Raw genomic sequence first — 14,155 nt, 5'->3', positions numbered from 1 at the left:
GCGCCCGCCGGCGGACCCGAAGAACGCCGGAGAGGGCAGGGAGCCGACCCGCGCCGTGCCCGCGGAGGGTCGGCCTCCCGCCCTCCGCTCCCCCTCCCCCGGGGCGCGGTGCGGCGTGCCCGTCGGCGCCCCCAGGGGCCCGGGACGGTGGGGCCGGCGTCGATAGGGTGGGGGCGTGAAGATCCTGGTACTCGGTTCCGGTGCGCGCGAGCACGCCATCGTCACGGCCCTGCTCCGGGAGGACGCGGGCCACGAGATCGTCGCGGCGCCCGGCAACGCGGGCATCGCGCGCGTCGTGCCCGTCGTGAAGATGGACATCGACGATCCCGCCGTGGTCGCGGAGCACGCGCTCACGGAGGGCTTCGAGCTCGTCGTCGTGGGGCCGGAGGCGCCGCTCGTCGCCGGGGTCGCGGACGCGCTGCGCACGCGCGGCATCCCGGTCTTCGGGCCGGGCCGGGCGGCCGCGGCGCTCGAGGGATCCAAGACCTTCGCCAAGCGCATCATGGAGGAGGCGGGCGTCCCCACGGGCCGCGCCGCCCAGGCCGGCACCGTCGACGAGGTCGAGGCCGCGCTCGACGAGTACGGCGCCCCCTACGTCATCAAGGCCGACGGCCTCGCGGCCGGCAAGGGCGTGCTGGTCACGGCCGACCGGACGCTCGCCCTCGAGCACGCCCGCCACTACCTCGGCCAGGGCACCGTGCTCGTGGAGGAGTTCCTCGCCGGGCAGGAGGTGTCGCTCTTCCTGCTCTCCGACGGGCACGACGTGGTGCCCCTCTCCCCCGCGCAGGACTACAAGCGCCTGGGCGACGGCGACGCGGGGCCGAACACGGGGGGCATGGGCGCGTACTCGCCGCTGCCGTGGCTGCCGGAGGACTTCGTCGACGAGGTCATCGACACCATCGCGCTGCCCACCGTGCGGAAGCTCGCGGACGAGCAGACGCCGTTCATCGGGCTGCTCTACTGCGGGCTCATCCTCACCGCGGACGGCATCCGCGTGATCGAGTTCAACGCGCGGTTCGGGGATCCGGAGACGCAGGTCGTGCTGCCGCGCCTCGTCACGCCGCTCTCGCAGCTGCTGCTCGCGGCCGCGTCGGGCGAGCTCGGCGGCGTCGCGCGGCCGGAGTTCTCCGACGACGTCGCGGTCACCGTGGTCGTCGCGAGCGAGGGCTACCCGGAGTCGCCGCGCACCGGGCGCGTCATCGAGGGCGTCGAGGAGGCGGAGGGCGTCGCGGGCGTGAGCATCGCGCACGCCGCCACCTCCGAGTCGGATGCCGGGCTCGTCGCCACCGGCGGGCGGGTGCTCAGCGTCGTCGCGACGGGGGCCTCGTTCGACCAGGCGCGGTCCCGCGTCTACGAGGCCGTCGGGCGGTTGTCGCTCGATGGATCGCAGCACCGCACCGACATCGCCGCGCAGGTGATCCGATGAGCGCGCAGGCGCCCGCGGGCCACGCGTCCGAGTGGGACCTCCCCGGCTGGGACCACGCGTACTCGGGCAAGGTCCGCGAGCTGTTCAGCCCCGCCGTCGACGACACGGACGACCGGGCGCTCGAGGGCGAGCCGCACGTGCTGGTCGTCGCGACCGACCGCGTGAGCGCCTACGACTTTGCGCTCGAGCCGGGGATCCCCGGCAAGGGCGAGCTCCTCACGCAGCTCAGCCTCTGGTGGTTCGACCGGCTCGAGGTGCCGAACCACCTCGTGGACGCGGCGACGCTCGACCGCATCGGCATCCCGGAGTCCGTGCAGGGACGCGCGATGCTCTGCCGGGTGCTCGAGATGCTGCCCATCGAGTGCGTCGTGCGCGGCTACCTCGCGGGATCCGGCTGGGAGGAGTACCGCGAGCACGGGACCGTGTGCGGCATCCCGCTGCCCGCCGGCCTGCAGCAGGGCGACCGGCTGCCCGAGCCGATCTACACCCCCGCCTGGAAGGCCCCGCAGGGCGAGCACGACGAGAACATCACGTTCGCGCGCACCGAGGAGCTCGTGGGGCACGAGGAGGCGGCGCGTCTGCGCGATCTCTCGCTCGACGTCTACCGCCGTGCCGCCGCCATCGCGGAGGAGCGCGGCGTGATCCTCGCGGACACCAAGTTCGAGTTCGGGATCGACCCGCGCACGGGGATCACGACCCTCGCGGACGAGGTGCTCACGAGCGACTCGTCGAGGTACTGGGACGCGGAGGCGCACGCGACCGGCAACCGCACGGACAGCTTCGACAAGCAGATCGTGCGCGACTGGCTGGCGGCGAACTGGGATCGCACCGGCACCCCGCCCGTGCTGCCGCAGGAGATCGTGGAGCGGACGGCGGGGCGGTACCGGGAGCTCATCGCGCGGCTCACCGGGCGCTGAGCCGCAGCGGTTACGGCTACAGGTTCTCGTAGCCGCGGACGACGCGGTCGATGGCGACCTCCGCCACGTCGCGGGCATCCGCGTCGGGGAGCTCCTCGAGGGCTCCCTCGATGTCCTGGCCGCCCATGCGCAGGACGGCGAGGCGCTCGAACTCCTCGACAGCGTCGGGCGTGGGCTGGCCGGCCGGGCCGTCGGTCGTGGGCTCGTCGGCGTGCTGGTCGGTGTGCTGGTCCATGGTGGGTCCCCTCTGTCGTGCGTGGGCGGTGCGGATCACGCCCCAGCCCTGCTGTCAGGGTCCCACACCCACGTGGCCGGGGGATCCGAGGCCGCCAGCCTGCCACAATGACCCGCCGTCAGCCCACCCGGACCCGTCGCGGGCAGGCCGCGGACGGGCCGCAGACGGGCCGGCGCACGCCGCGTCGTCCCACGTCCCGGTCACGAGGGCAACCGCCGCCGGACGCTTGTAGGTTCGAAGGACGACCGGGTCCCGCCCGGCTGATCCCTCGACGATTCGGCGCCCCACCACGTGACATCCGCTCCCCCGCCCGTTCCACCCCTCGACGCGGACGCTCTTGCTCGCGTCCGCCTCGCATCCGGCGCGGTGCCGCCGGGCGATGACGAACCCGGGCCGGCCGTCGCGCTCGTGCGCGAGGCGCTCGCGACGACCCCGCCGGGGTTGGGATGGTCGACGGAGCGGGCACTCGCGCTCGCCGTCGCGATGGGCGACGGCGGCGCACGGCCGGGTACGGGCGGTACGGCGGACCTCTGGGAGGCGCTCGCGACGCTCGCCGCGGCCGACCTGGGCATCGCCCGGACGATCGAGCCGCACCTCGACGCGCTCGCGATCCTCGACCAGGAGCGCGACTCCGCGGGTGGCGGCGCGGGTGGCAGAGCGGACGGCGACGCGGACGGCGACCACGGTCCCGGCCGAGCGGGCGACGCCGAGGCGCGCACGTGGGGCGTGTTCGCGGCCGAGGGCGGCGGGGATCCGCTGACGGCCACCGCGGACGCTCCCGGCTCCGACGCCGTGCGGCTGTCCGGCACGAAGCCGTGGTGCTCGCTCGCCGGATCGCTGACGCACGCGCTCATCACGGCGGCGCTCGACGACGGCTCGCGCGGGCTCTTCGCGGTGGACCTCCGCCATCCCGGCGTCGAAGTCGTGCCCGGCGCCTGGGTCGCGCGCGGTCTCGTGGAGGTCCCGAGCGGGCCGCTGCGCATGCGGGACGTGCCGGCGCGCCGCGTAGGCGCGCCCGGCTGGTACCTCGAGCGGCCCGGGTTCCACTGGGGCGGGATCCAGGTCGCGGCCTGCTGGTACGGCGGCGCGGTCGGGCTGGCGCGCACGCTGCTCCGGGCGGCGTCCCGCGAGGGCGCCGACCGGCTCCTGCTCATGCACCTGGGCGCCGTGGACGCGGCGCTCGACGGCGCGCGCGCATCGCTCGCCGAGGCCGCCTCGCTGGTCGACCGCGGGCGAGCCGAGGGCGAGGAGGGGCGCCTGCTCGCGAAGCGGGTGCGCGCCGTCGTCGCCCGGGCCGTGGACGACACGCTGACGCACGTCGCGCACGCGCTCGGGCCGGCGCCGCTCGCGCAGGACGCGGATCACGCCAAGCGCGTGGCCGACCTCGGGCTGTACGTGCGGCAGCACCACGCCGAGCGCGACGACGCGTCGCTCGGCGGGGCGCTCGCGGAGGCGGTGCGACGGGGCGCGGCGGCAGCGGACGCGATGGATGCGGACGCGATGGATGCGGCGACGACGGACGCGGCGGCGGCGACGCCCGATCCCGCGCTCCAGGCCGCGCGGATCCCCACCGCGGGCGTCGCCTTCGACGCGCGCAAGGCCGGCACCGACGCGGATGCCTGGGACGCCGATCCGCGCTGGGACGCGCTCGCCGCGCCCGACCTCGACAGGATGTCCGCGCTCCTCGTCGTGTCCGCGCACGCCGACGACGAGTCGATCGGCGTCGCGGGGCTGATGGCGACCGCGGCCGCACGCGGCGTGCCGGTGACCCTCGTGATCGTGACGGACGGCGCCGCCTCGCACCCCGGATCCCCCACGCGCACACCGGACGAGCTCGTCGCCCTCCGCCGCGTCGAGGCCCGCACGGCCCTCGACGCCGTCGCGCCGGACGCCCGGCTCGTGCTCCTCGGCCACCCCGACGGCGGGATCCGCGAGCGACGCGATGCCGTGCGCGAGGACATCGCCGCGCTCCTCGCCGACGCCGCGCCGGGCACCTGGGTCGCCGCTCCCTGGCGCGGCGACGGGCACCGCGACCACCGCGTGACGGGCGAGGTCGTCGCCGAGCTGGTGGGCGCGCTGCCCGCCGAGCGCGGGATCCGGCTCGTCGAGTACCCGGTGTGGATGTGGCACTGGGCGACGCCCGACGACCCCCGCGTGCCGTGGGCCACCATGCGCGCGCTGCAGCTCGACGCGCGCGTGCGGGAGGTCAAGCGCGCCGCGATCCGCGCCCACGCCAGCCAGGTGGATCCGCTCTCCGACGCCCCCGAGGACGCGGCCGTGCTGCAGCCCGGCTTCCTCCGGCACGCCGACCGCGACCGCGAGGTGCTGATCGTGGGCGACGACCGTGCCGCGGACGCGACCGGCTCCGCATCCGCCAGCGCAGCCGAGCGCTTCGACGCCGCGTACGCCCGCGCCGAGGATCCGTGGCGCGTCACGACCCGCTGGTACGAGCGCCGCAAGCGCCTCGCCACCCTCGCGGCCCTGCCCGACGAGCGGTACGGCCGGGCGCTCGAGATCGGCTGCTCCATCGGCGTGACGACGGCCGGCCTCGCCGAACGCGTCGACGAGCTGCTGGCCGTGGACGTCGCGCCGACCGCCATCGAACGCGCCCGCGTGCGCCTCGCCGACGCACCGCACGTGCGGCTCGAGGTGCGCGACGTGGGCGCCGACTGGCCCGCCGGCGGCTTCGACCTCGTCGTGATGAGCGAGGTCGGCTACTACCTCGACGACGCCGCGTTCGACCGCGTGCTCGCCGCCCTGCCCGACGCGCTCGGCACCGCCGGCACGCTGGTCGCCTGCCACTGGCGGCACCCGGAGGGCGACTTCCGGCGCACGGGCGACGAGGTCCATGCGCGGCTCGCCGCCGTCCCCGGGCTGCACGTGCTGATGCGGCACGAGGAGGACGACTTCCTGCTCGAGGTGCTGTCGGCGGATCCGCGCTCCGTCGCGACGCGCACGGGGTTGCGGTGACGGGCGCGTCGGCCGCGCCGGTCGGGGTCGAGCCGGCCCCGCGGATCCGCGCGGTCACGGTCGTCATCCCGGCGCGCGACGAGGAGGAGCTCCTGGGACGCTGCCTCGCGTCCGTCGAGGTCGCCGCGTCCCGGGCACGGATGGCGAGCGTGCGCGTCCGCGTGATCCTCGTGGCCGACGACTGCCGGGACCGCACCGCGGAGGTGGCGCGCGCAGCCGGCGTCGAGGTCATCGAGAGCGCGGCCGGTCGCGTGGGCGCGGCGCGCGCCCAGGGGGTCGACGCCGCCCGCGCGGGCTGGGAGGGCGACGACGCCGAGCACTGGATCGCGTGCACCGACGCCGACTCCGCGGTGCCGCCCGCGTGGATCACGAGCCAGCTCGAGCTCGCGGATGCCGGGGCCGACGTGGTCGTGGGCACTGTGCGCCCCGAGCTGGACGACCTCAGCCCGGATCAGATCGCGGCCTGGCGCTCGACGCGCGTGCCCGGCCACGCCAACGGGCACGTGCACGGCGCGAACCTCGGCGTGCGCGCCGACGCGTACGCCGCGGCCGGCGGATTCCCGGCCGTCGCGGAGCACGAGGACGTCGACCTGGTGGCCCGGCTCCGCGGCCTCGACGCGCGGATCACGGCGTCGGCGGCGGGCGAGGTGCTCACGTCGAGCCGCCGCGAGGGGCGCACGCCCGGCGGCTACGCGGGGTACCTGCACGTGTCGCTGCTGGAGCGGGCGCGCGAACGGGAGCTCGAACGACAGCGCGCCGCGGGCTGCGCCAGCCCCTGCGTCCCCACGGGCTGACCCGGCGACCGACCCTCAGGTGGGCGTCGATCCGTCGCCCGCCATCCCGCGCGTCCCCGCCGCGGTCCCGTCCGTGACCGCCCGCACGACGGCGGCCGCCGTGCGGAGCTGCTCGGCGGTGAAGCCGTCGAGCGCCCGGTCGATGTCGGCCTGGGCGCCCTGCAGCAGGGCCATCGCTCGCGCGCGCGTCTCGGCCGTCGGCCGCAGCGTGACCACGCGCCGGTCGGCGCTCTCCCGGCTCCGCCCGATGTGCCGGCCGCCCTCGAGCCGGTTGATGAGCGCGGTCGTGGCCCCCGAGGTCAGGTGGAGCCGCTCCGAGAGGCGGGCCGGGGACAGCGCCCGGTCGGCGGTCTCCGCCCAGATGATCTCGGCGAGCGCCGTCGTGTCCGTCGTCGGCAGCCCGAGCGCCGCGGCCAGCTGCCGCACCGACTCGTCGAACGCGGTCGTGTAGTCCCGCAGCCGCTCGAGCACCTCGGAGCGGTCCCCCGGGACCGCGATGGTGTGGGTCATGTCGTGATCCTCCGAGTCGCCCGGAATGCTTCACAGTGAAGCATCTGCGCCATAGAGTCTACTCGTGCCCGGCATCCCGGGACAGCTCGACGACACGAGGAGATCACGCATGTCCGACACCACCCACCACCGCCCGAGGGTCCTCGTGACCGGGGCCAGCATCGCCGGACCCGCGCTCGCCTGGGGCCTCCACCGCGAGGGCTTCGACGTGACCCTGCTCGAGCGGTCGGCCGAGCAGCGCCAGGCGGGGCAGAACATCGACGTGCGCGGTCTCGGCCGCGAGGTCCTCCGGCGCATGGGCATCGAGGACGTCGTGATGGCGAACCTCACGGGAGAGGACGGCACGCGATTCGTCGACGAGGAGGGGCGCGTGCTCGCGACCTTCCCGCGCGCGGAGGGCGAGGACGGGCCGACGGCGGAGGTGGAGATCCTGCGCGGCCGGTTCGCGGGGATCCTCGTCGACCTCGTGCGGGACGACGTCGAGATCCGCCACGGCGACTTCGTGACGGGGGTGCAGCAGGACGCGACCGGGGTCGACGTCGAGCTCGCCAGCGGATCCCGCGAGCGCTACGACCTCCTGCTGGTCGCCGAGGGCCGCAGCTCCCGCACGCGCCGCCTGGCGTTCGCCGAGGAGACGACCCTCCGCGACCACAGCGTGAGCATCGCCTACGGGACCATCGACCGGATCCCGGGCGACACCGGCTACTGGGACTTCCTCACGGGATGCGGCGCGCGGAACGCCACCATCCGCCCCGACGACGAGGGCACGATCCGCGCGAGCCTGTCGTTCGAGTCGGAGCCGTCCGGCTTCGAGCAGCTGCCGATCGACGCGCAGATGACCATCCTCCGCGCGCGCTTCCGCGGCGCGGGCTGGCAGGTCGAGCGGATCCTCGACGGCTTCCAGGCGCGACCGGACGAGTTCTACACGCAGCGCATGGAGCAGGTGATCGTCTCGACGTGGTCGAAGGGACGCATCGCGCTCCTCGGCGACGCGGCATGGGGATCCGGCTTCACCGGCATGGGCACGACCCTGTCGCTGGTCTCCGCCCACGTGCTCGCGGGCGAGCTGGGACGCGCGCTCGCGGACACGGGCGACACCTTCGCGGCCGCGTTCGCGCGCTACGAGGGGCAGCTGCGCCGATATGCCGACAGCGCGCAGGGGCTGCCGCCGGGCGGTGCGCGGCTCACGCACCCGTCGTCGGCGGTCGGCCAGCGGGTGATGCGCGGCGCCGTGCGGGTGGCCGCGTCGCGTCCCGTCCGCGGGTTCGCCGACCGCTTCCTCCTCACGAGCGCGCGCCACGCGCCGACGCTCGCCGCCTACCCGCGGCTGCGCGGCTGAGGGGCGGCGCCCGCCACCCGACGGCGACCGCTAGGGCCGCGGATCCAGAGGACCCGGGGACGCGGCACCCCGGCCCGCCTGCAGCGCCGCCCAGCGCCGGCGCGCGAGGACGTGGAGGACGAGGAAGACCGCCGCGACGAGCGCGAGCGCGGCCGCGGCGATCCACGGACCCGTGTCGCCACCGATCACCGCGACCACCGCGATGACGACGGCAGCCGCCGCCAGCCCGATCCCCACCGCGAGGAGCCCGTTCGCCGGCCCCTCCGCCGGCGTCGCGTCGGGACGCTCGGGCACCCGCTCCCACGTCACGATGAAGAACGTCGCGATCGGCCCGAGGACGATCGAGACGAGGAACCAGTTCCACCGGGATCGGCCCTTCTGCTCCGCGAGCCCCGCGTTCACGAGGGCGAGCGTGACCCACCCGGAGCTGCCGAGCCACGACCCGTCGAGCACTGTCTGATCCATGCCCCGACCGTAGGGCACCGCCGCCGCCGCCGGCCGGCCCGGCTGTTTCCCCACCTGCTCCACTACCCTCGATCCATGCACAGAACCGCGCGGGAGCCCGCTCCCGACAGCCACAGTCCCGGCGCCCGGACGACCCCGGGCACGCCCCGCACCCTCCGCGCCGCCCGCCCCCTCGATGCCAGCCGCCCGACCGGCACCCGCTCGACCGGCGCCCGCTCGTGAACGGCGACCTCCTCCTCAACATCGTCCTGGTCGTCGTGTTCGTCCTCGTCGGCGGCGTGTTCGCCGCCACCGAGATGGCGCTCGTCACCCTCCGCGAGGGGCAGCTCAACGCCCTCGCCGCCCGCGGCCGCCGCGGCGAGAAGGTCGCCGCGCTCGCCCGGAACCCCAACACCTTCCTCGCGGCGGTGCAGATCGGCGTGACCGTCGCGGGCTTCGCGTCGGCCGCGTACGGCGCCGCGTCGATCGCGCCGTCCGTCGTCCCGGTGCTCGAGTCGTGGGGCCTGGAATCGGGCCTCGCGTCGACGGTCGCGACGCTCCTGCTCACGCTCGTGATCGCCTACCTGTCGCTCGTGCTCGGCGAGCTCGCGCCCAAGCGCCTCGCGATCCAGCGCAACGCCGGCTTCGCGTACGGCGTCGCGCCCGTGCTCAACGGCTTCGCCATCCTCATGCGGCCCGTGATCTGGCTGCTCTCCGTCTCGACGGACGTGGTCGTGCGCCTCCTCGGCGGCGACCCGCACAAGACCGGCGAGGAGATGAGCGAGGAGGAGCTCCGCGACATCGTCTCCAGCCACGAGGGCCTCCCGGACGACGAGCGCCGGATCCTCGACGACGTCCTCTCCCTCCGCCACCGCCAGCTCAGCGAGGTGATGAAGCCGCGGCCCGAGATCGCGGCGCTCGACGGCACCGGCACGGTCCGCGAGGCGGGCATCGACGTGCAGGACCGGCCGTACTCGCGCTACCCGGTGGTCGACAAGACCATCGACGACGTCATCGGCTTCGTGCACGTGCGCGACCTGTACCAGGCCATCGCGGCGGATCCCGAGCGGCCGGTGTCCGAGATCCTCCGCCCGATCCCCTACCTCCCGGCGACCGCGCGGGTGCTGCCGACGCTCACGATGATGCGCGCCGAGGGCCACCAGATCGCCGTGATCGTGGACGAGTACGGCGGCACGGACGGCATCGTCACCCTCGAGGACCTCGTGGAGGAGGTCGTCGGCGAGATCTTCGACGAGTACGACACCGACTCGGCCGCACGCGACCTCGCGGAGGACGGCGGCACGATCGACGGCCGCCTCAACTTCCAGGATTTCGAGGAGGCGACGGGCGTGAAGCTGCCCGACTCCGCGTCGGACACGGTCGCGGGCTTCGTCATCGAGAACCTCGGTCGGCTCGCGCAGGTGGGCGACTCGGTCGAGGTCGACGGCGTGACCCTCCAGGTGACGGCGCTCGACCGGCGGCGGATCTCGGAGATCCTCGTCGTGCCGCGCGAGGAGTCGGCGACGGAGGACGGGGACACCGCGACCGCCTAGCTGTACTGGGTCATGACGTTGGTGACACTCGGGCCGCGGGCGTCAGCCCGTGGCTTGAGTGGATTCGTTCAGTGTTGTAGTGCTCGATGAAGGGGTCAAGCGCGTCGGCCCGGTGTTGGTTGCTGGTGAAGGGTTGCCGGTAGGCCCACTCGGTCGCGAGGGTCCGGTTGAAGCGCTCGACCTTGCCGTTCTGCCAGGGGCAGTGCGGGCGGATGAACTTCTGCCGCGCGCCCAGGTCCTGGACGGCGTTCTTGAACGCGGTCGAGTGCCGGTAGGCGAACGCGTTGTCCGTGATGACCCGCTCGATCCGGGTGATCCCGCGCCCGGCGAAGTACGCCGCTGCGCGGGTCAGGAACCCGGCCGCGGTCGCGCCTTTCTCATCGGGATGGATCTCCGCGTAGGCGAGACGGGTGTGGTCATCGACCGCGGCATGGACGTAATCGAACCCGATCCCGCGGCCGCGGACCTGCTCGCTGCGCCCGTGGACCCGCCAGCCGCCTCCGTCCGGGATCCTCCCGAGCTTCTTCACGTCCACGTGGATCAGATCACCCGGATGCTCGTGCTCATACCGGTGCGCCGTTGACCGGGATGCCCGGATCACGGCCCCGGTGACGGGGTCCAACCATGCCAACGGCGGCGCCCCGTGCCGGCGCAGGATGCGGGAGATCGTACGGGATGGAACACCTGTCACCGGCGCCAGCCGCGCAGGACCCGCCCGCAACTGGGCCCGCGCTTCCAGCACGGCCCGTTCCCGCTCCGGGCTCGTTCGCCTCGGTACTGACCGGGGCCGCGATGACCGATCCGTCAGCCCTCGCAGCCCCTCGGCACGGAACCGGTTCACCCATCGATGCGCGCACTGCCGCGACACCCCCAGCTCCCGCGCGACGTGCGCGACCGGCCGACGATCCTCCACCACCCGCCGCACGAGGAGAACCCTCCCGTGAACCGTCAGACGAGCATTACCGTGGGACATCGAGGCCTCCTGGCGATGGTTGAACTGAACAGCTCCATCAAGCCAGGAGGCCTCTTCACACGCCCCGAAGTGTCACCAACGTCATGGCCGAGTACATCGTCGCCGCTACTCCGCGGCCGCGTCCGGCGCGGGTGGATCCGTGCGGAAGCCGACCAGGCGGTGCGTGCCGTCGCAGTAGGGCTTGATCGAGGAGACGCCGCAGCGGCAGAGCGCGACCGTCCGCCGGGTGCGCGGCACGGGCCGCCCCTGCGGATCCACGATCTCGAACTCGCCGCGCACGAGCAGCGGGCCGTCCGGGTACGCGATGATGCGCGGCGGCTCGGGCGCGGGCGACCGGGCGGCTCCGGATCCCCGCGTCAACTCGTCGTCCGCGGGCGACGCGCTCACGCGGCGGCCACGACCGCGGCCGTCGACCCCTCCCGCAGCGACGACCGTCCGGCCTGCCAGCTGCTGAGCACGTGCGCGCCGACCCAGCCCTCGACCTCGAGGCACGCGGCCGCGCCGAACAGGACGTCGTCGAGCAGCCCGGGCTCGGACTCGACGAGCCCGCCCGCGAGGTCGTGCGCGGCGATCTGCTCGTGCACGGCGTCGGCCTCGACGTGCTCGTCGTAGTACCAGGCGACGTCGTCGCCGAAGCCCAGCCGGCGGATCCCGCTCGCGTACAGGCGGCTCGGCACGCTCGAGGTTATCTCGAACGCGGCGAGGTGGCCGACGATCGCGCCGCGGAGGCGCCGGTGCAGGCCGAAGAGCGACATGGCGTTCGACGACGCGAGCGTGATCGCGGGCACGTCGTCGAGGTAGGAGCCGTAGCGGTCGTCGAGGCCGACGCCGCGCAGGGTCGCGCCGAAGATGGTGGCGTGCACGCGCTCGGGCCGGCCGCCGCCGTACTCGTCGGCCTGGATCTCCACGAGCGCCGCCTTGGCGCGGCCGCGGAGGCGCGGGATCGCCCAGGAGTGCGGGTCGGCCTCGCCGAGCGTGTAGATCGAGCGCTGCACGAGGAACTCGCGGAGCTGCTCGACGCTCGCCTTCCGCGCGACGAAGCGGGAGAGGGACGGGCCGGAGTCGGCCGAGGTGAGCGCGAAGAGCGCGGCCGCGACGCCCGCGGACGTGGGCTCGGGACGCGCGGGAACGGCGATGCGCTCGCGCAGGACGGCCTCGAACGCGCCCTCGAGGATCCCGCGCACGGCGATCAGCCGCGGGTCCCACTCGCGGTCATCGCCCACCCCGGCGAGGCCGGCGTGGTGCAGCTCGTAGAGGCAGAACAGGGCCAGCTGGACGTCGTCGTCCCGGACCACGTCGCCCGTGGCGGCGAGCGCATCGGCGGCGAGCGCCGCGAGGTCGGGAGCGGAGGCGAGGGAGCGGGCCTCGACGGCGCTGCCGACGGCCGTGTCGGATCCGAGCACGGACGGCGCGGAGGATCCCCCGACGAGGTCGGCGAGGAGCGCGGCGCTGAGCGGGCCGCGCGCGGCGGGGAGGGGCGACGGGAGGGTGCGCACCGCTTCGTGGGCGGTCGCGAGCAGATCGGTCATGGCTCCACCCTCCTCCGCCCTCGGTCGGCGCGGCCGGGCGTGTCGCGGTCTCCCCCGGACAGCGGTAAGGCGTGCCGGAGGCGCCGCGCGCGGTGCGATCGCCGTGCGCGCATCCGGGATACTGCGGAGAGGCCCGCGCCCGGCGGGCGACGGCCGGCCCGAGGAGGTGCCCATGCGACGCGGCACGAACCTGCCCGCCATCGGCGGTTACAACCGCACCGTCGTGCTCGACGCGGTGCGCCGGGCGGCCGAGGGCGCCAGCCGCTCCGAGATCGCCGAGCGCACGGGCCTCAGCGCGCAGACCGTCACCAACGTCTCCCGCCGCCTCATCGACGAGGGGCTCGTGCGCGAGGGCGGCACCGTGATCCGCGGGCCCGGCAAGCCCCGCACCCTCCTGCACCTCGTGGCCGGCGGGCGCTTCGCGGTGGGCGTGCACATGGATCCCGCGGTCATCACCTCCGTGCTGCTCGACCTCGAGGGCACGGTCCTCCGGCACGTGAGCAGCCCGACGCCGTCCGCGTCCCGCCCCGACGAGGTGGTGGCGCTCGTCGCGCGGCTCGTCGACGGGCTCATCGCCGGCGCCGGCGTGGATCGCGGGGCCGTGCTCGGCGTGGGACTCGCCGCCCCCGGACCCATCGACGTGGGCGCGGGCCTCGTGCTGGATCCGCCGATGCTCCCCCACTGGCGCCACGTGCCGCTGCGCTCGGCCCTCAGCACCGCGACCGGGCTGCCGGTGCTCCTCGAGAAGGACGTGACCGCCGCCGCCGTCGCCGAGCTGTGGTTCGGCCCCGGGGATCGCCGACACCTCGCCTTCGTCTACTACGGCACGGGGTTCGGCACCGGCCTCGTGCTCGGCGGCGAGCCCGTGCGCGGCGCGAGCTCCAACGCGGGCGACGCCGGGCACATCATGGTCGCCGCACGCGGGAGGCGCTGCACGTGCGGGCGGGTCGGCTGCGTGGGCGAGCTGATCACCCCGCACGCGCTCGTGCGCCAGGCCGTCGAGGGCGGCGTGCTCCGGGCCGGCGACGTGTCCGACGCGGCGCTCGAGGAGGCGGCGGCGAGCGGCGACGCGGTCGACATGCGCCTGATCGGTGAGGCCTTCCATGCGCTCGCCGCCCGCGCGGACACCGAGGACGGCTCCGCCCGCCGGATCGTGGAGGCGGCAGCCCGGCACCTCGCGCGCGCCATCGTGATCCAGGTGAACCTACTCGACCTCGACGAGGTCGTCTGCGGCGGCCCGTTCTGGCACCCGATCGCGCGCCTCGTGCTGGAGACGCTGCCCGAGGAGGTGCGTCGGTCCCCCGCGCTCATCGCGAAGCACCCCGTGCGGGTGGTCGAGTCGGCCGTCGGCGAGGACGTCGCCGCCGTGGGCGCCGCCTGCCTCGTGCTCGACAACGCGTTCTCGCCGCGCCCGTCGGCGATGCTCATCCGCGGCTGAGCGCCCATCCGCGGCTGAGCGCGTGTC

Annotated in this window: 13 protein-coding genes; 7 read left to right on the top strand and 6 right to left on the bottom strand. The window is 75.0% G+C overall.

Features of this window, described 5'->3' with window-relative positions; translation table 11 throughout:
• Positions 1-175 precede the first annotated feature (175 nt).
• Both purD and CMS_RS05135 read left to right on the top strand, forming a co-directional pair.
• Positions 176-1,426 carry a phosphoribosylamine--glycine ligase gene (purD, locus tag CMS_RS05140; RefSeq protein ID WP_012298432.1) on the top strand — a complete coding sequence of 417 codons (1,251 nt, stop codon included), beginning with the start codon at positions 176-178 and terminating at the stop codon, positions 1,424-1,426.
• Complete coding sequence (locus CMS_RS05135; RefSeq protein ID WP_012298431.1) at positions 1,423-2,343, top strand: phosphoribosylaminoimidazolesuccinocarboxamide synthase; 921 nt, start codon at positions 1,423-1,425, stop codon at positions 2,341-2,343. The genes purD and CMS_RS05135 overlap by 4 nt, the downstream gene beginning before the upstream one ends.
• Positions 2,344-2,359: 16 nt before the next feature.
• On the opposite strand, the gene CMS_RS05130 is transcribed toward CMS_RS05135, so the two are convergent.
• Positions 2,360-2,578 carry a hypothetical protein gene (locus CMS_RS05130; protein ID WP_041464429.1) on the bottom strand — a complete coding sequence of 73 codons (219 nt, stop codon included), beginning with the start codon at positions 2,576-2,578 and terminating at the stop codon, positions 2,360-2,362.
• 291 nt (positions 2,579-2,869) lie between these two features.
• Here CMS_RS05130 and CMS_RS05125 point away from each other — a divergent pair, with 291 nt between their 5' ends.
• Both CMS_RS05125 and CMS_RS05120 read left to right on the top strand, forming a co-directional pair.
• On the top strand, positions 2,870-5,548 hold the full coding sequence (locus CMS_RS05125; RefSeq protein ID WP_012298429.1) for a PIG-L family deacetylase: 2,679 nt from the start codon (positions 2,870-2,872) through the stop codon (positions 5,546-5,548).
• A complete protein-coding gene (locus tag CMS_RS05120; RefSeq protein WP_012298428.1) occupies positions 5,545-6,342 on the top strand; it encodes a glycosyltransferase in 798 nt (265 codons plus the stop codon). The genes CMS_RS05125 and CMS_RS05120 overlap by 4 nt, the downstream gene beginning before the upstream one ends.
• A 15-nt stretch (positions 6,343-6,357) precedes the next feature.
• Here CMS_RS05120 and CMS_RS05115 read toward each other — a convergent pair whose 3' ends face one another.
• Positions 6,358-6,852 carry a MarR family winged helix-turn-helix transcriptional regulator gene (locus CMS_RS05115; protein WP_012298427.1) on the bottom strand — a complete coding sequence of 165 codons (495 nt, stop codon included), beginning with the start codon at positions 6,850-6,852 and terminating at the stop codon, positions 6,358-6,360.
• Positions 6,853-6,961: 109 nt separating this feature from the next.
• On the opposite strand from CMS_RS05115, the gene CMS_RS05110 reads away from it, so the two are divergent.
• Positions 6,962-8,191 carry an FAD-dependent monooxygenase gene (locus tag CMS_RS05110; RefSeq protein WP_041464428.1) on the top strand — a complete coding sequence of 410 codons (1,230 nt, stop codon included), beginning with the start codon at positions 6,962-6,964 and terminating at the stop codon, positions 8,189-8,191.
• Positions 8,192-8,221: 30 nt separating this feature from the next.
• Here CMS_RS05110 and CMS_RS05105 read toward each other — a convergent pair whose 3' ends face one another.
• Positions 8,222-8,656 carry a hypothetical protein gene (locus tag CMS_RS05105; RefSeq protein WP_049791986.1) on the bottom strand — a complete coding sequence of 145 codons (435 nt, stop codon included), beginning with the start codon at positions 8,654-8,656 and terminating at the stop codon, positions 8,222-8,224.
• Positions 8,657-8,874: 218 nt separating this feature from the next.
• Between CMS_RS05105 and CMS_RS05100 the strand changes: the two genes are divergently transcribed.
• The gene (locus CMS_RS05100; RefSeq protein WP_012298424.1) at positions 8,875-10,188 is read left to right on the top strand and encodes a hemolysin family protein; all 1,314 of its coding nucleotides are present in this window, start codon (positions 8,875-8,877) and stop codon (positions 10,186-10,188) included.
• 10 nt (positions 10,189-10,198) lie between these two features.
• Here the strand turns inward: CMS_RS05100 and CMS_RS05095 are convergent, their stop codons facing one another.
• The 3 genes from CMS_RS05095 to CMS_RS05085 all read right to left on the bottom strand — a co-directional run bounded on the left by CMS_RS05095 (position 10,199) and on the right by CMS_RS05085 (position 12,690).
• Positions 10,199-11,161 (bottom strand): IS481-like element IS1121 family transposase, encoded by a 963-nt coding sequence (locus CMS_RS05095; RefSeq protein ID WP_012296866.1) that lies wholly within the window; start codon positions 11,159-11,161, stop codon positions 10,199-10,201.
• 105 nt (positions 11,162-11,266) lie between these two features.
• Positions 11,267-11,548 carry a CDGSH iron-sulfur domain-containing protein gene (locus CMS_RS05090; protein ID WP_012298423.1) on the bottom strand — a complete coding sequence of 94 codons (282 nt, stop codon included), beginning with the start codon at positions 11,546-11,548 and terminating at the stop codon, positions 11,267-11,269.
• Positions 11,545-12,690 carry an iron-containing redox enzyme family protein gene (locus tag CMS_RS05085; RefSeq protein WP_012298422.1) on the bottom strand — a complete coding sequence of 382 codons (1,146 nt, stop codon included), beginning with the start codon at positions 12,688-12,690 and terminating at the stop codon, positions 11,545-11,547. Before CMS_RS05085 ends, CMS_RS05090 begins: the two co-directional genes overlap by 4 nt.
• Before the next feature lie 172 nt (positions 12,691-12,862).
• On the opposite strand from CMS_RS05085, the gene CMS_RS05080 reads away from it, so the two are divergent.
• Positions 12,863-14,128, top strand: a complete 1,266-nt coding sequence (locus tag CMS_RS05080) for an ROK family protein (RefSeq protein ID WP_041464426.1) — start codon at positions 12,863-12,865, stop codon at positions 14,126-14,128.
• Positions 14,129-14,155: the final 27 nt, after the last annotated feature.

The organism is Clavibacter sepedonicus, assembly GCF_000069225.1.
Taxonomy (GTDB): domain Bacteria; phylum Actinomycetota; class Actinomycetes; order Actinomycetales; family Microbacteriaceae; genus Clavibacter; species Clavibacter sepedonicus.
This window is presented reverse-complemented; position numbering and strand designations above follow the sequence as displayed.

Excerpts from the sequence above, each read along its gene's own strand:
- CMS_RS05085 (WP_012298422.1), bottom strand. The coding sequence starts at position 12,690 with ATGACCGATCTGCTCGCGACCGCCCACGAAGCGGTGCGCACCCTCCCG.
- CMS_RS05110 (WP_041464428.1), top strand. The coding sequence starts at position 6,962 with ATGTCCGACACCACCCACCACCGCCCGAGGGTCCTCGTGACCGGGGCC.
- CMS_RS05115 (WP_012298427.1), bottom strand. The coding sequence starts at position 6,852 with ATGACCCACACCATCGCGGTCCCGGGGGACCGCTCCGAGGTGCTCGAG.
- CMS_RS05130 (WP_041464429.1), bottom strand. The coding sequence starts at position 2,578 with ATGGACCAGCACACCGACCAGCACGCCGACGAGCCCACGACCGACGGC.
- CMS_RS05105 (WP_049791986.1), bottom strand. The coding sequence starts at position 8,656 with ATGGATCAGACAGTGCTCGACGGGTCGTGGCTCGGCAGCTCCGGGTGG.
- CMS_RS05135 (WP_012298431.1), top strand. The coding sequence starts at position 1,423 with ATGAGCGCGCAGGCGCCCGCGGGCCACGCGTCCGAGTGGGACCTCCCC.
- CMS_RS05095 (WP_012296866.1), bottom strand. The coding sequence starts at position 11,161 with ATGTCCCACGGTAATGCTCGTCTGACGGTTCACGGGAGGGTTCTCCTC.
- CMS_RS05080 (WP_041464426.1), top strand. The coding sequence starts at position 12,863 with ATGCGACGCGGCACGAACCTGCCCGCCATCGGCGGTTACAACCGCACC.